Source organism: Flocculibacter collagenilyticus (assembly GCF_016469335.1).
Classification (GTDB): Bacteria; Pseudomonadota; Gammaproteobacteria; order Enterobacterales; family Alteromonadaceae; genus Flocculibacter; species Flocculibacter collagenilyticus.
The window spans coordinates 322,748-345,998 of record NZ_CP059888.1; the positions used below are offsets into that span (position 1 = coordinate 322,748).

19 protein-coding genes are annotated in these 23,251 nt (G+C 41.5%); 16 read left to right on the forward strand and 3 right to left on the reverse strand.

What is annotated here, in order from left to right; genetic code table 11:
• Positions 1-224: 224 nt before the first annotated feature.
• The 7 genes from HUU81_RS01495 (at position 225) to HUU81_RS01525 (ending at position 9,592) form a co-directional block, all read left to right on the forward strand.
• Positions 225-1,373, forward strand: a complete 1,149-nt coding sequence (locus tag HUU81_RS01495) for an endonuclease/exonuclease/phosphatase family protein (RefSeq protein ID WP_199610521.1) — start codon at positions 225-227, stop codon at positions 1,371-1,373.
• 103 nt (positions 1,374-1,476) lie between these two features.
• Positions 1,477-2,664, forward strand: a complete 1,188-nt coding sequence (locus HUU81_RS01500; RefSeq protein ID WP_199610522.1) for a DUF748 domain-containing protein — start codon at positions 1,477-1,479, stop codon at positions 2,662-2,664.
• On the forward strand, positions 2,661-3,329 hold the full coding sequence (locus HUU81_RS01505; protein ID WP_199610523.1) for a paraquat-inducible protein A: 669 nt from the start codon (positions 2,661-2,663) through the stop codon (positions 3,327-3,329). The genes HUU81_RS01500 and HUU81_RS01505 overlap by 4 nt, the downstream gene beginning before the upstream one ends.
• 2 nt (positions 3,330-3,331) lie before the next feature.
• Positions 3,332-4,243 (forward strand): MlaD family protein, encoded by a 912-nt coding sequence (locus HUU81_RS01510; protein WP_199610524.1) that lies wholly within the window; start codon positions 3,332-3,334, stop codon positions 4,241-4,243.
• A gap of 96 nt (positions 4,244-4,339) precedes the next feature.
• Positions 4,340-8,227 carry a contractile injection system protein, VgrG/Pvc8 family gene (locus HUU81_RS01515; protein ID WP_199610525.1) on the forward strand — a complete coding sequence of 1,296 codons (3,888 nt, stop codon included), beginning with the start codon at positions 4,340-4,342 and terminating at the stop codon, positions 8,225-8,227.
• A complete protein-coding gene (locus tag HUU81_RS01520; RefSeq protein WP_199610526.1) occupies positions 8,227-8,904 on the forward strand; it encodes a GAD-like domain-containing protein in 678 nt (225 codons plus the stop codon). The genes HUU81_RS01515 and HUU81_RS01520 overlap by 1 nt, the downstream gene beginning before the upstream one ends.
• A gap of 16 nt (positions 8,905-8,920) precedes the next feature.
• A complete protein-coding gene (locus tag HUU81_RS01525; protein WP_199610527.1) occupies positions 8,921-9,592 on the forward strand; it encodes a GAD-like domain-containing protein in 672 nt (223 codons plus the stop codon).
• Positions 9,593-9,716: 124 nt separating this feature from the next.
• Here HUU81_RS01525 and HUU81_RS01530 read toward each other — a convergent pair whose 3' ends face one another.
• Together HUU81_RS01530 and HUU81_RS01535 are read right to left on the reverse strand one after the other, a co-directional pair.
• Entirely contained in the window at positions 9,717-10,892 is a 1,176-nt protein-coding gene (locus HUU81_RS01530) for a mandelate racemase/muconate lactonizing enzyme family protein (protein WP_199610528.1), read from the reverse strand.
• Positions 10,893-10,970: 78 nt separating this feature from the next.
• Positions 10,971-11,738 (reverse strand): class II aldolase/adducin family protein, encoded by a 768-nt coding sequence (locus HUU81_RS01535; RefSeq protein ID WP_199610529.1) that lies wholly within the window; start codon positions 11,736-11,738, stop codon positions 10,971-10,973.
• A 520-nt stretch (positions 11,739-12,258) separates the two neighbouring features.
• On the opposite strand from HUU81_RS01535, the gene HUU81_RS01540 reads away from it, so the two are divergent.
• Together HUU81_RS01540 and HUU81_RS01545 are read left to right on the forward strand one after the other, a co-directional pair.
• Entirely contained in the window at positions 12,259-13,344 is a 1,086-nt protein-coding gene (locus tag HUU81_RS01540) for an AraC family transcriptional regulator (protein ID WP_199610530.1), read from the forward strand.
• 2 nt (positions 13,345-13,346) lie between these two features.
• Positions 13,347-13,946, forward strand: coding sequence for a hypothetical protein (locus HUU81_RS01545; RefSeq protein ID WP_199610531.1), 600 nt, complete (start codon positions 13,347-13,349; stop codon positions 13,944-13,946).
• On the opposite strand, the gene HUU81_RS01550 is transcribed toward HUU81_RS01545, so the two are convergent.
• A complete protein-coding gene (locus HUU81_RS01550) occupies positions 13,943-16,519 on the reverse strand; it encodes a penicillin-binding protein 1A (RefSeq protein ID WP_199610532.1) in 2,577 nt (858 codons plus the stop codon). The genes HUU81_RS01545 and HUU81_RS01550 overlap by 4 nt on opposite strands.
• A 140-nt stretch (positions 16,520-16,659) precedes the next feature.
• On the opposite strand from HUU81_RS01550, the gene HUU81_RS01555 reads away from it, so the two are divergent.
• From HUU81_RS01555 to aroB, 7 genes are all read left to right on the forward strand, one after another.
• Complete coding sequence (locus HUU81_RS01555) at positions 16,660-17,739, forward strand: pilus assembly protein PilM (RefSeq protein WP_199610533.1); 1,080 nt, start codon at positions 16,660-16,662, stop codon at positions 17,737-17,739.
• Positions 17,727-18,299: a PilN domain-containing protein gene (locus HUU81_RS01560; protein WP_199610534.1), complete on the forward strand. Its 573-nt coding sequence runs from the start codon at positions 17,727-17,729 to the stop codon at positions 18,297-18,299. The genes HUU81_RS01555 and HUU81_RS01560 overlap by 13 nt, the downstream gene beginning before the upstream one ends.
• Positions 18,289-18,888, forward strand: coding sequence for a type IV pilus inner membrane component PilO (locus HUU81_RS01565; RefSeq protein ID WP_199610535.1), 600 nt, complete (start codon positions 18,289-18,291; stop codon positions 18,886-18,888). The genes HUU81_RS01560 and HUU81_RS01565 overlap by 11 nt, the downstream gene beginning before the upstream one ends.
• Positions 18,885-19,421: a pilus assembly protein PilP gene (locus tag HUU81_RS01570; RefSeq protein ID WP_199610536.1), complete on the forward strand. Its 537-nt coding sequence runs from the start codon at positions 18,885-18,887 to the stop codon at positions 19,419-19,421. Before HUU81_RS01565 ends, HUU81_RS01570 begins: the two co-directional genes overlap by 4 nt.
• A gap of 19 nt (positions 19,422-19,440) precedes the next feature.
• Complete coding sequence (locus tag HUU81_RS01575) at positions 19,441-21,492, forward strand: type IV pilus secretin PilQ (protein ID WP_199610537.1); 2,052 nt, start codon at positions 19,441-19,443, stop codon at positions 21,490-21,492.
• 145 nt (positions 21,493-21,637) lie between these two features.
• Positions 21,638-22,156 (forward strand): shikimate kinase AroK, encoded by a 519-nt coding sequence (gene aroK / locus HUU81_RS01580; RefSeq protein ID WP_199610538.1) that lies wholly within the window; start codon positions 21,638-21,640, stop codon positions 22,154-22,156.
• Positions 22,157-22,177: 21 nt separating this feature from the next.
• On the forward strand, positions 22,178-23,245 hold the full coding sequence (aroB, locus tag HUU81_RS01585) for a 3-dehydroquinate synthase (protein ID WP_199610539.1): 1,068 nt from the start codon (positions 22,178-22,180) through the stop codon (positions 23,243-23,245).
• The last annotated feature ends 6 nt before the right edge of the window (positions 23,246-23,251 follow it).

Genomic DNA, 23,251 nt, shown 5'->3' on the forward strand with positions numbered 1-23,251 from the left:
AGCAGTTTAACAAATTTTTTGTCATAAAAAATCCATTTACCTTCTTTCCGTTTAATCGAACTTGTAACTAGATATGATATTTATTTGAATATCTAATCGTTATGTAGGCTTTTTTACTTAGCAAACAGATTATTTTAATCGTTTTTTAGCCAAATTATTGAAATCAGACTATGCTAAGCTGTTGAGGTCTATTGTTCTAACTATTTGAGGTCTTTAAGGTTTTGATGTGTACACATGAAGTTATATGTACTTTTACCTATTTAACGTTAGCGGCGTTCACATTAGCCCTAATTATTTTTACGCTGTTACCTATTTGGCGCTACGAAGCTTGGTGGGTGCGTGCCTGTGATTTTCCTCGATTTCAGTTTTTAGTGATGGCGTTATTACTCATTCTGTTTGAAGCCGCTTTGCTTGATTATACCCAGCCAGAAGTATACGTGTTGATGATTGCTGCATTATTATGTGGGATGTATCAAATTTGGTGGATATTTCCTTATACACCATGGTTTAAAAAAGAGGTGAAAAGTACCCAAGATTGTGAGCCATCGCATGAGCCTGAAAAGGGCGGAGCCATATCGCCAGCAGATCCGTCGTCAATTAGAATATTGACAGCCAACGTGCTAACAACCAACCGGAATGCGCAAGGCTTATTAGACTTAGTGCACAAATACGCGCCAGATGTATTAGTGACATTAGAATCGGACGAATGGTGGCAGTCACAGCTAGATACACTTGAGCCAGAATATATGTACACCATTAAATGCCCGTTAGATAATTTATATGGTATGCATGTATATTCGCGCTTACCACTTAATGACTGCAAGCTAGAGTACATTGTGGAAGAAGATGTGCCATCAATGCATACGTTTATTACTTTACCTTGTGGCGCCAAAATCAGAGCGCATTTTTTACACCCTGCGCCTCCCAGTCCAACAGAGAATGATGAATCATCGGAACGTGACGCCGAATTAATTGTGATTGCCAAAAGCGTTAAAAATCGCTCTGTGCCAGTTATTGTGACAGGCGATTTAAATGATGTGGCATGGTCTGCGACAACAAGATTATTTAGAAAAATTAGCGGACTGCTTGACCCCAGAGTTGGACGAGGCATGTTTAACACCTTTCATGCTGAGCACTGGTTTATGCGCTGGCCGCTTGACCATTTATTTCATAGTAGCCACTTCACACTAACCAGTATTAAGCGCTTACCTCAGTTTGGTTCAGACCATTTCCCGCTATTAACTGAGCTGGCATTTCATGCCACAGATAATGAAGGGCAACGCGATAATGGATTAGAGGCTGATGTTGATGATCATCAATGGGCGCAAGAAAAAGTAGAACAAGAAGGGGTTGCGCATAAGCACAGAGATTAGCGAGTAGGTCTGGTGAGATGCACGTTATGACTAAGTAACGCTTCTCACCCCCTACATGATTGATAAATAAGCTGAACACTATTTAGCAAGGATCACGGAAAATATGCATGACTTAGCACGATCGAAAAAATTACTCATGTGGTTAGTAGTTGTAGGCTTGATATTGATTGCCTTGCGTATCGCACTTCCGCCAACCATTAAGTGGTATATCAATGACACACTAAACAAGGCGGAAGATTATACTGGCAGCGTGGGTAATGTTGGATTAAGTTTATGGCGTGGTGCCTATCAAATCGATAATGTGGTGTTGAAGAAAAAAGAGGGTGATATTGAACATCCATTTTTTGAAGTGAAACACCTTGAATTTTCATTGCTATGGTCAGCATTAATTGATGGTGCAGTTGTAGGCACCGTGTTATTAGAACAACCCACGATCAACTTTGTTGATGCCGAAAAAGAGGAAGATAAACAAACCGGCACATCGGAAAACTGGTTAATGTTAGCGCAGCAACTCTTTCCGCTCCGCATTGATAAGTTACAAATTAACCAAGGCAAAATTCAATTTCATAATGAAGACGCAAAGCCTGAAATTCACGCTGCCTTAACGGATGTCAATGCCACCTTATTAAACTTAGTGAATAGCCGCGAAGTAGCGAAAGAATTAAATGCCTCATTAAATGCAACAGGAAAAACGCAAGAAACGGGCACATTGACCATTGAAGCGTCGTTAAACCCCAATACACCTAAGCCTACTTTTGATGTAAACATGGTGGTAGAAAGTGTGGCTTTATCCAATTTTGAAAATATATTTAACCATTATGCGCCATTTGATTTAGAAGCGGGCATTTTAGATATGGCAATTGAATTGGCAAGCGATGATGGTGAATTACTCGGTTACATTAAACCAGTATTAAAAGATGTAGAAGTTTTTACATGGAAAGGGGATGTGATTGAAGATAAAGATGGGTTGTTATCTATTCTTGCAGAGATGTTTTCAGGCGGTATTGCAGAGTTACTCGAAAATCAAAGTGAAGATCAAATTGCGACAAAAATCCCTCTGTCGGGGTCATTTGACGAGCTGGAAGTGGGAAGTTGGCAGGCATTTATAGGGGTATTAAGAAATGCATTTGTAGAGGCCATTAAAGCAAAGTTAGAGAACTCGGTTTCTTTTAAGTCCTTAATCAGCGATGATGAAAAGCCCGAAGACGACAACCCAAATAAGACTAAAAGCGATAAAAGTAAGCAACCTGAAAATAAGCACAACGAGCAACAAACGGAGCAACAGCCATGAATATCGTTTGTCCGTGCTGTGGCTTAACGCAACAGTATCACCCTCCCAACGAAAATGAAGATCTGATTTGTGGACGCTGTGAAAATACCTTAATTAAAGCAACCCAGAGTCATAACCGTCCAGCATTAATGTTAATTATTGCTGCTCTCATTCTTTATATTCCTGCCAACTATTATCCTATTCTGATCATGACTTACATGGGGCGGAGCACTGAAAATACGATTTTTAGTGGTGTTATGAGTTTGTATGGCGATGGTATGGTGGGCTTGGCGGTACTGGTGTTTTTAGTCAGTATCGTTATTCCAATTGTAAAAATTTTAGTGCTGCTGTACTTATTATTACTGGCAAAAAGAACGTCATGGTTGAGCAAGAAAAACCAAGTTAAATTATTACACTGGGTAGATAAATTGGGGCCTTGGTCGATGCTGGATGTATTTTTGGTGGCGATTTTAGTGGCCTTGGTAAAGCTACAAGATTTAGCGCGAATTGAACCTGGCCCAGGCGTGGTGGCTTTTGCTGGGGTAGTGATTTCTACGTTAATAGCATCACAAATTTTTGATAGTCGTTTATTGTGGCCAAAAAACGAGATTAAAAAGAATGACACCAATTCTGCACACGAAAGCAGTGCTGAATCCCGCCTTAAACAATCCAAAGAAGAAGTGTAGTTATGACAAATAAAGCAAAAGTGAAATCGTCCAACAGTCATCATTGGCAGTGGCTTATTCCAATTTTTGCCATAGCACTAACCAGTTTTATTGTATGGCGTAATTTACCACCTGAAGGTGAAATGATTACATTAATAGTGAATGACGCTGATGGCATTAAAAAAGGGCAAACCCGAGTACGTTACATGGGGGTTGATATTGGCGATATAGAGGAAATTACGCTCAGCGATGATGTAAAGCAGGTGAATGTAAGCTTAAAAGTGGATAAAAAAGTGCTACCACTTATTCGTGACAACACCCAGTTTTGGGTGGTTCGGCCTGAAATCAGTGCAAGTGGATTAAAAGGCATTAAAACACTAGTGTCAGGGCCTTATATTACGTTTAAAGCTGGTGAGGGTGAAGCTAAGCGTCAGTTTATCGCCTTAGAAAAACCGCCAATAATCAAAAAAGAAGGCGTCAAAATTAAATTAATTAGTAATCAACTCCACAATATTTCACCAGGTGATGATATTTTTTATAAGCAAGTACCAGTAGGTAAAATCTATGCTTATCAGCTTACCAGTCAAAACGTGATTCTGTATGCACAAGTGCATGAACCTTATAACCAGTTATTAAGAGAGAATAGTGTGTTTTGGGAGCAAAGTGGATTGGAATTTGATATGAGTTTGCTAGGTGTGTCGATGTCGGCGAATCCGATGGTTAGCTTATTAAGTGGTGGCGTTAGTTTCGCAACACCGAATGAGCCAGGAGCCATTGTAAAAGAGGGGACACAGTTTATCTTGGCAGAAGACAGAGAAGATAAGTGGCAGTCTTGGCAGCCGAATATTACATTCCCAAGCAGAATCATCACCCAAGAAGGCGAAAGTCACGAAGAAGATAATATAGTCTCTAGTGCCGCAGATCAGAGTTTATAAAAAAGTGTTATTTATTTGTTGATATGCTAATGACCATTAAGTAACATTCCTGCCTCATATTTATCAATATATTTTTACAAGTTAGAGGTATTCCCCATGACAAAGGACCTGTCACGTACGCGCATTGCGTTGCATTGTTTAGATTCGCGTTTGTCGGTGATGCATGTGGCAGGCGAAGAGCAGTTAAACGGTGCATTTCGTTATTGTGTTTGGATAGAAGTCCCTCAAACGGTTGATTGTTTTTCTATATTAGGCCAAAGCGTGGTGCTGGAGTTTATTGCCCCAGACGGCCACTCCCGTATGTTAGCGGGCGCGGTGTGCGAAGTGGAAGCACGTGGCGGTTTTATGCTGTCTAATAGCAGCACCCATCACGTGCCTGTTCCTTATCGTCGTTTTGCTATTACCTTAACCTCTCGCTTAGAAGCACTCCAAGGCACCGAGCACAGTCGGGTGTTTGTTGATACCGATGTTGCTACCTTGTTAACCTGTTTAGCCAGTGAAGCCGGTTATCATCCTAGCCAAATTGATTGGCGCTTGTCTCAATCGCTTCCTGGTTGCCCGCAGTTTGTGCAGGCCATGGAATCAAACTATCAGTTGTTTCAACGCATTGTGGCGCAATACGGCTTATTGTATTGGTTTGAAACTCAGCATCAGCAAGAAATACTGGTCATTAGTGATGGCAATTTACGTAGCCCGTATTTATCTCGTACGGCTATTGCGGTGTATTCTTCGTATGGGTTTGACCGTGCGGGGTTACAGCTTGATAAAAGCTCTGAGCTTCATGGGGATGCCAGTACCAATACCAATACTGGTACTAATACCAGTAACCAAACACAGGGCCGAGCACGCCTGCCGTTTGTTGGCTTTAACAGTATCGAAGAACGATGCCGCTATACCGCCAATCGAGTGACCACCACTACATTGTCGCACCCACCACTGCGTCATGGCAGTCATCCCGATAACGACACCGCGGCTGCGCGTGCTAATGCTGCTCGGGCAGGCCAAGGTAAGCACCTTGCCCATTATGAGCCAGTCGCTGAAACGGTATCAGTCGCCGCATCATTCGCAACCCATCAAACCCTCGCTCAACAAGCCTTAGCCACCACATTGACACTCACCGGTAATGTGCCAGATATCTTTGCCGGATGTAGCTTTACCCTTGATGACCGCTCACGCTTAAATGCCAGTGGCGATTACTTATGTATTAAGGTGTCGCACACCAGTCAACAACCTGCTGATGAATCACGCCAAGACGGCTTAAGTAAGCACAGTTGTACGGTTATCTGTATTCCCCGTAGTACGCCGTATAAATCAACCATGCCGCGTCCTACTGATAAACCCATGCTATTTTCGGCGCGTGTCGAGTCACCCAGTCAGTATGCCCAATTAACCGCACAGGGTGACTATATAACACGGTTAGCATTTGATGATACAGCACGTGCAGTTGGCCAAGGTGGGCGGCCACTCAAAAAGCTCGCCATGTATGCCTGCGCCAATCAACCACACGCCACAGGCTGGCATTTTCCTTTAGTCAACGACAGCCAAGTACTAGTTGGCTGCATGAACAACGACCCGAATCAGAGTTATATTGTCGGGTTTTGCATGAACGAAGCACAACCGTCCGTGGTGACCTCAGCCACGCCACACCATAACCGACTGACCAGCAGTGCAGGCCATCAACTATTATTTGATGACAGCCCCACCGCCCCGCAAATTTTATTACACACCTTAGGGGTAACCCCTGAGCAAAGTGCGCAGCACATTGTGTTAAATGGCAGTACTCAACCCATGTTGGAATGGGTGAGTCGGTTTGGCAGCGTGAATTTATATGCAGGCACCGATTTATGCCTGCACGCAGAAGAGGCCGATGTACGTTATGTGGTACACGGCAATCAATGCATTGATGTTACTGGCAAGGTTAGCCAAACCACCGCCAAAGACAGTATGCATTATCAAGCAGCCACCACGTTAGACACGCACACCGGCAGCCAAACCCACACTGCCAACGCCGATATCAGCTGGTTAAGTGGTCGCAGTGTGAATGCCCATGCTAACAGCGATATTGCCATCAACACCCCCAACGGCGCTATTAACCTCAGCGTACCGCAAGGCAGCACCGTGTTACAGGTGGATGGCAATATCACCATTAAAGGCACAGGCCAAGGTGAGATGCGTCTGCACAACCAAGGCGGAGAAATTAAGCTCGACAGCCAAGGTAACGTTAGTCTCATCGGTAAAGACATGCTCACCCTAAACGGCGCAATGATTACCCTAGACGGCCCTGTTGATTATCAAATTAGTGGACCAGAGACGGCCAGTGCACCGAGTACAGTGTCACCAAGTACCATTCCACGCGTACCGCCATTAACGCTAAATGACGACACCGTTGCAGATGTGACTCCGAACGATATTCAGTTAGCCTATCAATACCAAGATGGCGAGCCAGTGCAACACGCCCCTTATATCCTGACCGTCAGTGACGGCACCCAAGTCAGTGGGCAATTAGACGGCCAAGGGCAAGCCACTATCCCCAACATGCCATTAGGGCAGTACTTAATTCAGCTCGGTGAAGACACTCGCGACTACCAATTAAAAGACGCTCACACCATCCCCAATCCGCTATACGGTAAAATCACCCCAACACAAGCGGTCAAAATGGTGGAGCAAGGCGATACCAGCCTACTCGACCAAGCAGGCCAACTGGGTGCACAAGCGGGTGATTGGTTATGGGGCACCTTACAAGGCGACTTTAACGAACATCCCAGCACCAGCCAAATTGTGGTGGGCAGCCTTATCTCAATGATACCTGTTGTCGACCAAATCATGGATTGTCGTGATGTGTGTGCCAACGCCATGCTACTGACCGATGATAATGACGCCAACGACACCGACGGTTGGATAGCCCTCACTCTCACAGGCATAGGCTTTGTGCCTGTTGTTGGCTCCGCAGTCAAAGGCGTAGGCAAAGTGATTGTCAAAAACATCGACAACGCCATTGCCAACGCCGCCGCAGTACTTAGAAAACTCGGTTACGGCGACCCTATCGCCTATATCAACAAGATAGACTGGCAAGACTTAGGCAAACAAAGCAGCCAACTGATTAAAGAAAAAATCACCACCGTGGCCGATGCGTTAAACGAAATCTTAAACACCGCCTTCATCCGCTGGTCATTACCAAGAGAAGTGGTTGAGAACTTTACCCACACCGAACAAGCCCTGCGTAATTTGTTACCGAAAATCGACCAAGGTATTAACCGCGCTACCAGCCAGATTGAAGGGAAAGTCAATCAAGCGATACAGAAGTATGAAGGGGAATTACCGCATCGAGGCAAGACGAATGAGCCGAAGAGGGTAAGAACGGATGAGATATTTCCTCCAAAAGGAGATAAAGTTAAAACGGCTAGGTTAGTATTAATGAAGAAGTATAAGCCACCATGTTTTACGCCGGGTGTTGATTTAGCAAAAAACTTTAAAGGTGGGAAGAAAGCCTTAGAAAAGGAGTTTTATAAACAGTTAAAAGCCCAACAGAACGGAATAAATAAAATGACGGTTTCCGAGTACTTAACAAACCGAGAAACACTAAATCGCTTAACTGAAAAGTATGGACACAAAGAAGCTAGAAAATTATTAACAAATAACGGTGCAGCTCAGACGTCTGCGAGAAAACTACTCGAAAAAGAGATCTATTCATCAATGCTCGATAGCCTAGAGGCAAAAGGCACCAACCTGAAGGAAGCTAAACGTCTAGCAAAAGAAAAATCTAAAGAGCAAATGTCACAACTTGCCGCACTGCACGATCCAGACTTGATTGCTGGAGGGCATGATAAAATAAGTAAGTTAGGAAACAAGAATGTCAACTCTTCACTGGGATCACAATGGGCAAAAAATAATAGGGTAGAAAGTATGGACTCAGCTGCTATGGCTGCATATAAATCTCAGGGGGCAAATGCAATGATGAATATAGAATTAGAAAGGTGTAAATAATGGCTATTACATTCGAGCTTGATGAATACTTTGAGTGTTTTCTAGAAGAATTTGGAACACCAAATAAACATGTAGATGCTGAAGAATATATCTTTAAAAAATACAAAGGAAAATTACCAGATCGTTTACTCGCTTATTGGAAAGAATATGGCTTCTGTAGCTTTAAAAGCGGGCTGTTTTGGCTAGTCAACCCTGAACACTACGAAGACTCTTTAGAAGCTTGGTTAGGTGAAACAGAAATAGTAGAAAAAGACTCGTACTATGTAATAGCTCGAAGTGCATATGGTGACTTATATTTGTGGGGAGAAAAAACAGGGTTTAAGTATGAGCTAATCCCAACCCAAGGTTGGGTTATAGAAAAAAAAGGAAATATACAAGATATTGAGGATAACAATGTCGAAAAGGCTATAAAAATGTTTTTTTACAAACAGGATCCAGAGTCTATCGATATAGAAAATTCGAATGGAGAGCTATTAGCTGAACAGTGCAAAGTTGCGCATGGAGAATTAAATTACGATGAAGTGTATGCTTTTGAGCCAGCATTATTTCTTGGAGGAGCCCCCGAATTAGAAAATGTAAAGAAAGTTAATATATTTGCCCACTTAGCTGTGCTGGCTTCATTTGGGCAACTTGAGCTACTTGATAAAGATGCTCTAATTAATAAAGCTTTTGGTTAATTAAAAATTAGTTTTCATGAATAAGGCATTTGATAATTTTTATAATTTCGCAGGCTTTGGGCCTGCGATAAAAAGTATCCCCCCTAGCCAAGCAATTTTAGATAAGTACAAAGGCAGGTTACCGGACAGGCTATTAGAGTACTGGCAAGAATATGGCTTTTGCGGTTGGGGTGATGGATTGCTTTGGACAGTAAATCCAGAAGATTATGAAGATATTTTGCAGGAATGGCTGCAAGGGACATCTTTTGAAGGGAACGATAATTATTATGTGATTGCTCGCGGCGCATTTGGAGAGTTGTTTATTTGGGGAGAAACTTCTGGTCAAAGTATTACTATTGAATCAAGTTATGGAATGATTTTTCCAACAGATATGACTGAGAAAGTCATTGCTAGGGGTAAGGATTCTGTTTTGGATAGCTTTTTTGCAACCAAACGTAAAAAGTCACTTGAAAACCTTGATCTAGATGACACCCCCCTTTTTGAGCGTGCTGTAGAAAAGCTCGGAGAGTTATTCTCCGACGAAATGTATGGTTTTGAGCCTGCCCTTGCACTAGGTGGTGAGCCTAAATTAGACAACTTAAAAAAAGTGCCTGTGCTTGAACATTTATCCTTTTTAGCTTCATTAGGTGAAAAGCGCGTAATGGCTGACATTGTCGCGATGTCAAATGCACTACCGCAGAGACTGTAACGAAATCTGTGTAACTAGCTAGCTATCAATCAACCCTGTGAGGATTTAAGATAGCTAGTTACACAAAGTCTGTTACAGGATCTTGAATCAACCAAATAAAGCCATGATGGCTTTTGTTAAGATCTTACTTCACTTCTAAACGCGTTGATTTCATGACAACGTCATCATTTAGCTCGATCCCTAAGCCAGGCTTATCGGATACTGTAAAGAACCCATTTTCAGGCTGTAAATCTTCAATACAAAGCTCTCTATTCCACTCTTTTGTTGCGTAGGTATGATGTTCGTGGATAAGGAAGTTAGGAATAGCGGTTTCAAGGTGAAGAGCAGCAGCTGTTGCTACAGGGCCGCCACATACATGCGCCTGAATACGTACGTCATATATATCAGCGTAATCGCACACTTTTTTGGTTTCAGTAAAGCCACCACATAAACCGATATCGGGTTGCAGCACATCCACACTTTGTTCTTCTAAGTATGGGCGAACACCCCAGCGATTATACAAACGTTCACCGCCAGCGATGGGAGCATTTACTCGATCTGACACTTTTTTATGTAGTTTAGAGTTTAGGTAGTTAACCGGCTCTTCATAATACAAGCAGTTGAATTCTTCGACCAGTTCGCCTAATTGAACGGCTGTGGTTGCGCCAGGTAAGCTGTGACACTCAAAAATAATATCCATATTTTCACCGCCAGCATCGCGCATGGCTTGAAGTCGAGCGCGGAACAAATTCATTTCATCGCGCGTAAATAGTTTAGTGCGATCAAAATGAGTATTGCCGTCTTTATCGTAAACAATTGGGTCAACTTTTACCGCGTCATAACCTTCTGCAATGGCTTTTTCGGTTGCAGTGCCGTAGTCGTCAGGGTTGAATAACTTGGTAACTTCCTTATCCCAGTCAAACTGTAATTGGCTGGCATAGGTGCGCAGCTTATCATTATGTTTGCCACCAAGTAGCAGATAAACGGGTAGATTCAATGCTTTGCCTTTAATATCCCACAGTGCGGTATCAATAGCGCTCATTGCAGAATAAATCACTGGGCCGCCACCTAACCCCCAAAAACTTTCACGTAGCATGCGCGACCACAATAGTTCGGTTTGGAATGGATCCCAACCAATGAGCATTTCTTCAGCAAATTCCTTAATCATATGCGCTGCTGCGCTGTGTCCTAAGTCGTATGCTAAGCCGGCTTCACCCACACCTGTAATACCTTCGTCAGTATGAATGCGCACAAATACAGGTGTCCAAACAGGACGCTTTGGGCAATGAATATCAAAAATTTCTACGCGAGTAATTTTCATTTAATTTTCCGCATGATTAATTTAAAAAGTAGAGAGATCGCAAACTATGTACGATCTTAGTGTAAAACAGTTGGTTTGTTAACTCGCAAAGCTTGGATCTAATTTATAGGCTTTGCGTAACATAGCTGGCCATGCTTTTTGTCCACCCGTTTTACCAGAGTGAACAACATTTGCCTGCTGATAAATGCCATCAAGAATTTGTTGTGGTACTTTGATGGTAGGTTGTCCGGATGACTGAATAAGCAGTTGGATTTCACAGGCGCGTTGTAGGTCATACATACGCATCAAGGCATCCCCGACCGTGGGACCACAGGTAAGTGCACCGTGATTATGTAATAACAAATGGTTGTTATTCCCTAAGTCTTGTTGCAAGCGTTGTTTTTCATCATCGTTTACAGCCAGTCCCTCATAACCGTGATAACTTAATGAGGACAATGAAAACATAGAATACTGTGATAAAGGCAATAGGCCATCTTGTTGCGTGGCTACAGCAATCGTGGCATTAGTGTGTAGATGCAACACGCAATGAGCATCTTCTCGAACTTCATGAATAGCACTGTGAATGGTAAAACCCGCTGGATTAATCTGAAACGGTGTTTCGTCAATAATATTACCGTGTAAATCTACCTTAACGAGGTTTGATGCAGTTACTTCATCAAAGGCAACGCCAAAAGGATTAACCAAGTAGTGATCGGTGTTCGGTAAACGCGCCGAGATGTGCGTATAAATTAAGTCATCCCAGCCAAAATGTGCAACTAAACGATAACAAGCGGCTAAGTCGATGCGTAGCTGCCACTCTTGCTCTGAAACAACATCTTTAGTATTCAGTTTAGGTAGATCAAACATAATAGCTCCAAGCAATACGGTAAAGAGCATTCGCCCTTAAATTATAGGCAAACGATACCCGCTATTTTATGTTTGTAAAGCATGATAGGTAAATTAAGTTAATAACAAATGATATTGCTAAACGTGTATTAGTGTAGGTGGTCTTGTTCGATGGCGCCTTTATATGCCATAAAAAAGACGAGAGGTTCATACAACAGGTGACCTTGGTTGGGTTTCTTGTTGATATATTGATGAACGCTCTCGCCCACTATGTGCACACAAAATGTTATTTCACGCTGCAAATGCATTTTACCGGCGTGTAGAAAGGTTGTTATGTGAGTAACTGCTTACATACTCGTTTATTATTGCCCTCTCTTAACAAGGGCTTCACTATAATCAACTCGTCGCGGTATTAATGGTCTTTAGGGGACAAGTTTTATTCAAATTAGGACATATATTAATCCTGCTTGATGGTGCATACTTAGTTATATAAAGCGAAGAAACATGCAGCTTGAAGTAGAGTAAGAGTGTAATTAATTCAGTGAATCCAATACTAATTGACAAAAAATCTAAGCAAAACAGTGCGTTTCAACAAACTACACTGGTGAGTTGGCTGTTATTAATTATCCGTGGCTTAGAGCAGGAACAGGTTGATGTTAGCTCGTTATTGGCCGAAATTGACTTAGATTATGATCAGTTAATTAATACAGCAACAGATCGAATTGGTGTAGTGAAGCTGCAATCGTTATGTTGCCGAGCCATGGCGGTAGCAAAAGATGATCAATTTATCTTCAATATGGTGAAACTATTTAAGCCTCAGCATATTCAAGGGCTGGGGTTTGCGCTGTATGCAAGCCACACCATGGCTGACTTTTTATCATGCTTAGTAAAATACCACCCGTTAATGACCGACTCTTTAGCTGTAACACTCCAAGAAGAGCAACATCACTGCGCAGTATGTTTTCATCCGCAAAATGCGTTTAGCCAGTATGTACCCGAGTTTGATATTGCATTAATTGTGCTTCACAAAATGATTAGTGATGTTAGCTTAGGAGAAGTGACGCCTTATAAAATTGAGCTTATTAGAAGTGTGCCGGCTAATACACAGCGGTATGCGAGATATTTTAACGGGCGCATTGAATATGGCAGACCAGTATTGAAATATTGGTTATGCAATGAGGCGTTATCGAAGCCGCTATTGTTTGGTTGTTCTAAACTCGCCAAAACTAACGAGCAAGTTGCCCAACAGGCAATGGAAAAAATGTATGCGCCCAATTTTGTTAATCGGGTGCTGTACGAGTTTCAGGGCTTTGAAGTGGCGTGTGATATTAATCAAGCAACGATTGCCGCAGAATTATGTTTGTCTGAACGTACATTACGTCGAAAGCTGCAAGAGCAGGGTTGGACATTCCGTGGTTTATTAGATCAGTATAAGCAGCAAAAATCGTTAGAATATTTAAAACGCGATAATTTAACGCTCAACGACATTGCATTTCGACTAGGCTTTTCGGACCAAAGTAATTTTAGTCGCGCCTTTTTACGTTGGTTTAGTTGTACACCGACTGATTATATAAAGCGGCGTCAACATAATGTTCACTCAAAAAATAATAAAAATACTGAGGACTAATAATGAAACACTATATAAAAATACTCTGCTTAGGAGTAGCGGTGATGGCTTCAGATGTAGCGGCGCAAAATAAAGCATGCCAAACACCTGAATATCAAGCGTTTGATTTTTGGCTAGGTAAGTGGAGCGTGAGTAATACTCTGCAAAGTAACAAGTCTTTACCTCCCGCGAGTAACAATATAAGTAAAATTTTAAATGGCTGTGTCATTTTAGAAGAATACAGCACCGCTCAGGGCTATAAAGGCAAAAGTTTAAATATTTATGACTTACAAACGAAGCAATGGCACCAAACATGGACTGATAATACGGGATTGTTATTACAGCTTAGCGGCAATGCGACAAATAAAAAAATGGAATTAACCGGAAAAGGAGTGGCTGCCGATGGCGCGGTGCTGCACCATAAAATTACATGGACAGCAAACCAAGATGGGACGGTTCGTCAAGTTTGGGCACAGCGTAAGTTGCCAAAAAACTTAAATCAACAACCTGCACGCAACGATGAGCTTCAAGGAGAAGCAAGCCTGCCGTCAGAAACTTCATCTAACGATTTGCCTGCATGGCAGGTGGTATTTGATGGGGTCTACCAAAAAGCAGCGAGCTAGTAAAATAGCTCCTGCTCTTCTTCTACTTTTGCTTCATCATCTAAATCGAATACGATAGGGGCCCTATCGTCGGTTACATATTGAGTCGGTTCAGTGCCCTGCATAAAAAACTCAAATCGTGATGTGTAGTCATTTTTAGTTGCTAATAAGCCCGTTTTTAAGTCGACGCGTACACTCATAATACCTTTCGGAATATCTATCGTTCTTTCTGGTAAATCAGCAAGTGCGGTTTTCATATATTCAATCCATGCTGGCAGTGCTGCGGTAGCACCTGCCTCACCGCCAACGATTTGATCATCTATAACGTGTTTAAAGTTACTCGTGCGGCCAAGACTACGATTAGGGTCGTCATATCCTGTCCATACTGTTGTAACCAAGCCTGGAGTAAAGCCTGAAAACCAAGTATCTTTTGCGTCATTTGTTGTGCCGGTTTTACCAGAAATGTCTTTACGTTTAAGGGCTTGCGCACGCCAACCGGTACCCATCCAAGCTGTTTTGTATTTCCAGCTCCCACCACCCCAAATTGTACTTTCCATCGCTTGTGCAATTAAAAATGCATTCTCGGCACTAATAATTCGCGGTGCGAGAGGAAATTGCGAGTCGTCAAGCTCTTCGTAAGTTTCACACTCAGGACAAACCGTTAGGGGTTTTGCTTGGTAAACGGGTTGATTAAAACTATCTTCAATTCTTTCAATTAAATATGGCTCAATTAAAAAACCACCATTGGCAAAGGTTGCAATACCAGTGGCTAATTCAAGTGGTGTTAATGCTGCTGAACCCAGCGCGAGAGACTCATTAAAAGGGAGATCGTCTGGTGCAAAGCCAAACTTGATTAAGTGATCAGTGACTTGGTTTAATCCTGTACCACGTAACAGCCTAACGGCTACCACGTTTTTTGACTGTGCGAGTGCACGGCGCACTCGAGTTGGGCCATCGTAAACAGGTGGAGAGTTTTTTGGTCGCCATGCCACGCCTTGGCGTTTGTCCCACTTATTAATAGGTGCATCGTTAATGACAGAGGCAAGGGTATAGCCATTATCGAGTGCGGCCGAATACAAAAATGGTTTTATATTCGAACCGACCTGACGTTTCGCTTGTGTGGCTCGATTATATTCGCTTAAATAAAAGTTATAACCTCCAACGATGGCTTCTATCGCACCATTTTGCGGTGATAGTGATACCAAAGCGCTACTTGGTTTAGGTAATTGACTTAACTGTAACCGACCTTCTGAGTTAGGTTTTACATAAATAAGTGCGCCAGGCTCAATAATATCTGAAGTGCGTGTTGGCGCTTCGCCCTGTGTTGAGTCGTTAATATAAGGGCGTGCCCAAGCCATGCCTTGCCAATCTAAAACATCATAGCTTCCATCTTTAAGTTGAATGTAAGCAGTTTTCTCAGTAATTGAAGTAACCACTGCTGGTTGCAAATCACCATAAGACTTTTTGTATTTTAAGGCATTGGCAATGGCATCTGCATCCCAGGCCATCGAGTCGTCACGGCGAGGTTCTAATGCTGCATTGGCGACTTGCTCTTCAGGAGTGCTAATTTGAAGACTACCGGTATTTGAGTCAGGTGCTACAGTCATAATAGGCTCTTGCCATAAATATTTTTCTACTCCACGGTAGCCATGACGAATATCATAGTCATGTAAATTATTTATAATTGCCTGTTGAGCTGCGATCTGATTTTTAGCAATGATGGTGGTGTAAACTTGGTAGCCACCGGTATATGCTTCTTCAGCGCCAAAACGGTCTACCATTTCACGGCGCACCATTTCAGCAACGTAAGGCGCTGGTGCGGTAATTTGAGCACCGTGACGCTTCGCTGTAATCGGAGCTTCTTTCGTAGCTTGATAAGTTTGTTTAGTGATAAATCCCATTTCAAGCATGCGGCCAAGCACTACTGCTCTGCGATTTTTTGCACGCTCTGGGCGGCTAATCGGATTCAGGGTCGACGGTGCTTTTGGTAATCCGGCGATGATGGCCATTTGTGCTAACGTTAATTCAGAAACATCTTTGCCATAATAAACTTGTGCAGCAGCACCCACACCAAATGAGCGGTGACCTAGCGGAATTTTATTTAGATAAAGGGTTAAAATCTCGTCTTTGGTTAGAATTTGTTCTATATGCAATGAAATGAAGATTTCTTTTAATTTTCGGATGTAACTGCGAGCTCGTGTTAGGTCAAAATAGTTACGCGCGACTTGCATAGTAATGGTACTACCACCACCTTTATTTTGACCAATAACTTCACCGAAAACTGCGCGCATCAAGCCAACAATATCAATGCCTGGATGTTCATAAAATCTACTATCTTCGGTAGCTAGGAAGGCGTTAATAAGTTGTTGAGGAATGTCATCAAGTGCAAGAGGGATGCGTCTTTTTTCGCCAAATTGAGAAATAAGTTGGCCATCTTTGCTATAAACCTTCATGGGCGTTTGCAAACGTACCTCTTTTAAAACCTCAACGCTAGGTAGTTCATTTTTAACATAAAAATACATCCCAAGAAGCCCAAAGCTACCTAGTAAAATGCAAATTAAACCGAATATGATGAATTTTTTTAACAAAGTCACAGAAACAACCTAAATTTTAGCTGCCATTTATTTCAAAGCACTGATAGTATATCCTGATTAGTTCACGAATAAATCTTTTATTTGATGAAATAAAAATAACCTGTAAACGATAAAAATTATAAGTAATAACAGCAGATATTATGTTAACTAGCTTTTGGCAAAAACAAATTCCTCTGATGCTTGGAATCGACATAGGTTCGCATTCTGTTAAAGCCGTATTATTGAGTCATCAACATAATCACTATAAGGTTGAGGCTTTTGCTATTGAAAGCATGTCAAAAGGCGCAATGGCAGAGAGGGAAATTCAAGATATTGAAGCAGTAGGCAGAGTCATTGCCAAAATCCGCAAAAAAATATCAAAAAATATTAAACACGCTGCAACCGCAGTGTCAGGCTCTACCGTTATCACTAAAGTCATTTTCATGGATGTAACACTTTCTGATGAAGAACTGGAAAGCCAAATTCTTATCGAAGCGGACAGCCTAATTCCTTACCCATTGAATGAAGTTAGCCTAGATTTCGAAAAACTTGAAGTCAACGAGGCAGATCCTAGCAAAGTAAATGTTTTACTCAGTGCTGCACGTACTGAAAGTGTTGAAGCGCGTATTAGTGCTATTGATATTGGCGGCTTTGACAGTAAAGTTGTTGATGTAGAAAGCTATGCGTTAAGCCGTGCGGCGCAGCTATGTTTTAGTCAGCTACCAGACGATGCAAGTGAAAAAGTGGTGGCGACGGTTGATATTGGCGCAACCATGAGCTTGTTGAGCATTATTGAAAATGGTGAAACCGTTTATACCCGCGATCAGGTTTTTGGTGGTGAACAATACACACGTTCAATCGTCTCTTATTACAATAAAACGTTCGAAGAAGCTGAAAAAGCAAAACTCAGTAACGACCTTCCACCCAATTATACCTTTGAAGTGTTGGCACCGTTTCAAACTATTCTGCTTCAACAAATCCGTCGCGCTATTCAAATGTATCTTACAACTAGTGGCAAAGAAAATGTTGATTACATCATTATCAGTGGTGGTACTGCATTAATTAACGGTATTGATAAGCTGATTGTTGATGAGTTAGGTATTCATACAGTGTTAGCAAAACCGTTTGCAGAGCTAGAGTTTTCACCGTTAGTTGATAAAGACGCAATCGAACAAGTAGCGCCTCAACTAATGGTTGCCACAGGATTAGCATTAAGGAGTTTTTCCCCATGGCACATATAAACCTCCTGCCTTGGCGAGAGGCAGCACGAAAAGAGAAGCAGAAGCAATATTTAAGTATTCTATCTGTTATAGCGGGAACTGTTTTTGTCATTATATTCTTCATTAGTCTTTACTATGGAGCATTATTATCTGGTCAAGAAAAGCGTAATGCCTTCATTAACAAAGAAATTGCAGTACTTGATCAAAAAATTGTAGAAATTAGAAAGCTTAACGATCGTAAACGAGACTTACAGCAACGCATGACGTTGATTGAGCAATTACAAGGCAGTCGAAACTTAGGTACGCAAGTACTTGATGAAGTAGCGAGCGTTGTTCCTGCTGGTATTTATCTTACTAAGCTAGAGAAAAAAGGCCAGCATCTGTTAATTGTTGGTAAGAGTGAGTCGAATAACCGACTGGCTAACATGATGCGTAAGATAGAAGAGTCTAGTTTACTTGCTGAGCCTGTATTACGTTCGATTGTAGCTGGCCAAGCACAACCAGCATTGCTGAGTGACTTTGAGATGCAGTTAAAAGTAACAGGTTACGAACAAATTCAAGGTGATGCTGATGAATCTTAATGTTGATTTTTCTGATATTGATTTAAGCGAACTGGATTTAGAAAATATTGGTTCGTGGCCGCCAGTGATAAAAGTTATCTTTGGTATTATCGTTGCGGTAGGTGTGGCGTTTGGTAGTTACTCACTATTAGTGTCGGGTAAAATTGAAGATTACGAGCGTGCGCTCGCCAAGGAAGAAGAGCTACGTCAAACATACAAAATTAAATATGCTGCATCGGCGAATTTAGAACTATATAAACAGCAGATGCAAGACATGGAAAAGCAACTTTCAACGTTATTGAAGCGCTTACCTGCAACGCACGAAACGCCAGGCTTATTGGATGATATTACCTATGTAGGTACTACCAGCGGCTTAAGTTTCGTGAAAATTAATTGGATGACTGAGGTAGAAAAAGAGTTTTATACCGAATTACCGATTAAAATTGAAGTTGTTGGTGAATATCATGAATTCGGAGAGTTCGTAAGTAAAGTGGCTGCGTTGCCACGAATTGTTAGTTTACATGACTTCGAAATTGTTGATGCAGGAAATGATAAATTAAGATTGAACGTAGTAGCGAAAACATACAGATATAAGGAGACAGAGTCATGATGCGTATTGCAATTATTTCTCTTGCTTTGTTGTTATCTGGTTGCTTTGATGATGTAACAGATCTACAAAAGTACATGAACAAAGTGAAAAGGAACACACCGGTTGGGATTGAGCCTATGCCGGAAATCAAAAAATTTGAGCACATTAGTTATAATGCTCAAGTTGAACGCAGTCCGTTTGTTGCGCCAAAGCCTGAAGCGGTTGAGGATAAATTGCAGCAACTGCAAAATTGTTTGGCCCCAGACCCAAGAAGAAGAAAACATCCGTTAGAAAAATATGCATTAGACAACATTCAGATGAAAGGAACGCTTGGTGGTGGCAACACATTGTGGGCGTTAATTGAAGCATCAGATGGGACATTACATAGAATAACGAATGGTGATTACTTGGGGTTATTCCATGGTAGAGTGAAGTCTGTGTCTGAAGATAAAATAAGCTTAGTTGAATTAATTCCAGATGGCGCTGGTTGTTGGAATGAGCGAAACACTGTAGTTGACATGATCGAACCTGAAGATGTCAGTGGAAACGAATAGAGTATTTAAGAGTTAAATTATGGAAAAAACGATAATAACAATGATAAAGCGTTCAAGAACTTGGTTAAGCTTAGCGCTATTAACATTATTTGCGGGTAATGCGTTAGCTGTGCCTCTACTTTACGATATTCGTTACAACCCTGTAATGCCAAATGAAACAGAAATTGCTTTCGTATTCGATGAAGAAGTGTATTCACAACCGAATATTCAAGTATTTAATGAGCCTGCCCGAATAGAGCTTTTCTTTAATGAGTCAGACTTTGAAGAAAACTTAGAAGAAGTACTCATTGGCAAGTCAGGTGTTAAGCGTGTGACTTCAGAGTTTTTAGATGAAGGGGTAAAAGTCAGTATCTATCTTGATTATTTAAAAATTTACCAATCACGCATTGAAGGGAATATATTCTATTTACATGTTTCTGACACGCCGCAAGACAGTGAAGCAAATCGTTCAACAGATATCACACCAAACTATATTAACAAAGTGAATGCAATTGACTTTAGGCGTGGCGAAAAAGGAGAAGGCCGTGTCCTTATCTTCTTAAACGAAAGTACGGCAGCGGTCGATGTGACAGAAAAAACTGGAAAAGTAATTGTTGAATTCCATAATACGGATATTTTGGATGATTTACTGTATCAGCTTGATGTGCTTGACTTCGGTACGGTAGTAAAGTCACTTGAAACGTTTAAAGAAGGGGCTAATAGCCGTATCGAAATAGATACAACGGGTGCCTATAAATATACCTACCAACAGATTGAGAACATTTTTACTATTGCTCTTGAAAAAGACACTACACAGCGTGGCATTTTAGGTGGTGGTAAAGAGTATAAAGGTAAGCCAATTTCACTAAACTTCCAAGATATTCCAGTAAGAACGGTTTTACAGATAATTGCTGACTACAACGGCTTTAACCTAGTCACCACTGATTCTGTAGCTGGAAATATTACATTAAGGTTAGATGGTGTACCTTGGGATCAGGCGCTGGATATTGTGCTGAAAGTTAAAGGCTTAGATAAGCGTATGGATGGTGCGATCTTGATGGTTGCGCCGGCTGAAGAATTAGCTGCTCGAGAGGCGAAAGAATTGGAAGTTCAGAAAAAAGTGGAAGAGTTAGAGCCACTATATTCTGAATTTATTCAAATTAACTACGCCAAAGCGGATGAAATAGCTGGCTTACTTAAGGCTGAAGGGACTTCACTTTTATCTGACCGTGGTAACGTAAGTGTTGATACGCGCACGAATACACTTTTGGTAAAAGATACAGCACGCTCGATTGCCAGTATTCGTACTATGGTGGAAACACTGGATATCCCTGTAAAGCAGGTACTGATCGAGTCTCGTATGGTAACAGTGCGTGATAACGTAGAAGAAGAGCTAGGTATTCGCTGGGGGATCAGTGATCAAGATGGCAGTGATGGCTTTTCAGGTTCACTAGAAGGCGCTGAGTCTATCTCAGGCGGTAATATCCCATCGTTAACAGACCGCTTAAATGTGAATTTAGGCGTAGCGAACCCTGCTGGTAGCATTGGCTTTCATGTAGCGAAACTCGCTGATGGTACATTATTAGATTTAGAATTGTCAGCGCTCGAACGTGAGAACAAAGGTGAAATCATTGCTAGTCCACGTATCACGACTGCAAACCAAAAGTTGGCGCGTATTGAGCAAGGTACTGAAATACCTTATGTACAAGCAGCATCGAGTGGGGCAACGACAGTAACATTTAAGAAAGCGGTACTTAGCTTAGAAGTTACGCCATTAATTACCCCAGACGATAGAGTTGTACTAGACTTAGTGATTACTCAGGATACGCGTGGTGACACAGTACAAACACCGACTGGGCCTGCTGTAGCAATTGATACGCAACAAATAAGAACGCAAGTGTTAGTAGATAATGGTGAAACTATTGTGCTTGGTGGTATCTATCAGCAGCAAATTATCAATGCTGTTAGTAAAGTACCGTTGTTTGGGGATATTCCATACGTAGGTAGACTGTTCCGCACTGATCGTGATTTTAATGAGAAAAAAGAACTACTTATATTTGTAACACCAAAGATTATTTCGGAATCATTCTAGTCTAAAGCTCAGAAACACGCTTTGATAGAATCTTTTACTTGATATATCTATTCAAATACTGAGATAATTGCGCCCCTTAAAATTTGTTGGGGGCTTCAACTCAATTGGTGTTTAACCGTAAATTAAGAATTAACCTTTAATAAATATGGCTGAAAAAAGAAACATTTTTCTTGTTGGTCCTATGGGTGCTGGAAAGAGCACAATAGGACGTCACTTGGCAGACGAACTTCACTTAGAATTTTTTGATACTGATCAAGAAATTGAAAAAAGAACAGGCGCAGATATCGCGTGGGTTTTTGATATAGAAGGTGAAGATGGCTTTAGGCAACGAGAAGAATCAGTAATCGAAGACTTAACAGAAAAGCAAGGCATCGTATTAGCGACTGGCGGCGGCTCTGTATTAAGTAAAAATGTGCGTAACCGTCTGTCTGCGCGTGGAATCGTGGTGTACTTAGAAACACCAATCGAAAAACAGGTGGCAAGAACGCAACGGGACAAGCGTCGTCCATTACTTCAAACTAAAGAAGAACCAAAAGAAGTGTTGGTTCGTTTGGCTGAAGAACGTAACCCTTTATATGTTGAAGTGGCTGATTTTACAGTTCAAACCGATGAGCAAAGTGCAAAGGTTGTTGCCGCACAGATCATTGATAAATTAGACTTCTAATTCTACAGCGGAGCTACGTTCATGGACGTATTGCAACTTGATTTAGCAGAGCGTAGCTATCCAATCATGGTTGGGCAAGATCTTCTTGCTCAAACATCTCACTTACTTGATCAGTTTTCATCTAGGCCGTTTGTTATTATTTCAAACGAGACTGTTGCACCTCTCTATGCAAATTTGCTATCCGATCAGTTAGCTAATAGCGAGCTTTATTTTTACCACATTCCTGATGGCGAACAATACAAAACCCTTAATACTTATCAAGATATTATTACTTTTCTTTTAGAAAATAATATAGCGCGTGATGCTGTTTTGCTTGCGCTAGGTGGTGGTGTAGTCGGAGATATTGTGGGCTTTGTTGCCGCGACTTATCAGCGTGGTATAGACTTTATCCAAGTGCCAACTACCTTGTTATCTCAAGTTGATTCTTCAGTGGGGGGCAAAACGGCAGTGAACCACCCTCTCGGTAAGAATATGATTGGGGCATTTTACCAACCTAAAGCTGTGATTATTGATACTAATACGCTAGATACCCTTCCTCGCCATCAGTATGCTGCGGGTTTAGCCGAAGTTGTGAAATATGGTTTAATTTATGATGTCGAGTTTTTTCGTTTCTTAGAATCTAACCGACAAGCAATATTAAACCGTGATAAGCAAGTGCTAAGCACAGTGATACACAGGTGCTGTTCTATTAAAGCAAGTATTGTAGCGGAAGATGAGAAAGAAAGTGGCTTACGTGCAATACTCAATCTTGGGCATACGTTTGGCCATGCCATTGAGGCAGAAATGGGTTATGGAAATTGGTTACATGGTGAAGCGGTTGCAGTTGGCATAGTTCAAGCTTGTCATATTGCATTACTTAAAGGCCGAATTACCCAATCTGAACTGAACAGAGTAGTAGAGTTATTAGCCTTTTTTAATTTGCCAACAAAAGGGCCACAAGAGATGAACTTTGTAACTTACATGAAGCATATGGCTAAAGATAAAAAAGTCATGGCGAAACAAATTCGCTTTATTATTCCTAGCACATTTGGCAGTGTAGAAATAACAACAGATGTGACAGAAGACGAATTGCAAACTGTACTCGGTTAACCTGTT

Bases quoted from the DNA above. Each gene is read 5' to 3' on its own strand.
- HUU81_RS01530 (WP_199610528.1), bottom strand. From the start codon at position 10,892: ATGAAAATTACTCGCGTAGAAATTTTTGATATTCATTGCCCAAAGCGT.
- HUU81_RS01575 (WP_199610537.1), top strand. From the start codon at position 19,441: ATGGAAAAAACGATAATAACAATGATAAAGCGTTCAAGAACTTGGTTA.
- HUU81_RS01555 (WP_199610533.1), top strand. From the start codon at position 16,660: ATGTTAACTAGCTTTTGGCAAAAACAAATTCCTCTGATGCTTGGAATC.
- HUU81_RS01510 (WP_199610524.1), top strand. From the start codon at position 3,332: ATGACAAATAAAGCAAAAGTGAAATCGTCCAACAGTCATCATTGGCAG.
- HUU81_RS01560 (WP_199610534.1), top strand. From the start codon at position 17,727: ATGGCACATATAAACCTCCTGCCTTGGCGAGAGGCAGCACGAAAAGAG.
- HUU81_RS01505 (WP_199610523.1), top strand. From the start codon at position 2,661: ATGAATATCGTTTGTCCGTGCTGTGGCTTAACGCAACAGTATCACCCT.
- HUU81_RS01500 (WP_199610522.1), top strand. From the start codon at position 1,477: ATGCATGACTTAGCACGATCGAAAAAATTACTCATGTGGTTAGTAGTT.
- aroB (WP_199610539.1), top strand. From the start codon at position 22,178: ATGGACGTATTGCAACTTGATTTAGCAGAGCGTAGCTATCCAATCATG.
- HUU81_RS01525 (WP_199610527.1), top strand. From the start codon at position 8,921: ATGAATAAGGCATTTGATAATTTTTATAATTTCGCAGGCTTTGGGCCT.
- HUU81_RS01520 (WP_199610526.1), top strand. From the start codon at position 8,227: ATGGCTATTACATTCGAGCTTGATGAATACTTTGAGTGTTTTCTAGAA.
- HUU81_RS01535 (WP_199610529.1), bottom strand. From the start codon at position 11,738: ATGTTTGATCTACCTAAACTGAATACTAAAGATGTTGTTTCAGAGCAA.
- HUU81_RS01565 (WP_199610535.1), top strand. From the start codon at position 18,289: ATGAATCTTAATGTTGATTTTTCTGATATTGATTTAAGCGAACTGGAT.
- HUU81_RS01495 (WP_199610521.1), top strand. From the start codon at position 225: ATGTGTACACATGAAGTTATATGTACTTTTACCTATTTAACGTTAGCG.
- HUU81_RS01545 (WP_199610531.1), top strand. From the start codon at position 13,347: ATGAAACACTATATAAAAATACTCTGCTTAGGAGTAGCGGTGATGGCT.
- aroK (WP_199610538.1), top strand. From the start codon at position 21,638: ATGGCTGAAAAAAGAAACATTTTTCTTGTTGGTCCTATGGGTGCTGGA.
- HUU81_RS01515 (WP_199610525.1), top strand. From the start codon at position 4,340: ATGACAAAGGACCTGTCACGTACGCGCATTGCGTTGCATTGTTTAGAT.
- HUU81_RS01570 (WP_199610536.1), top strand. From the start codon at position 18,885: ATGATGCGTATTGCAATTATTTCTCTTGCTTTGTTGTTATCTGGTTGC.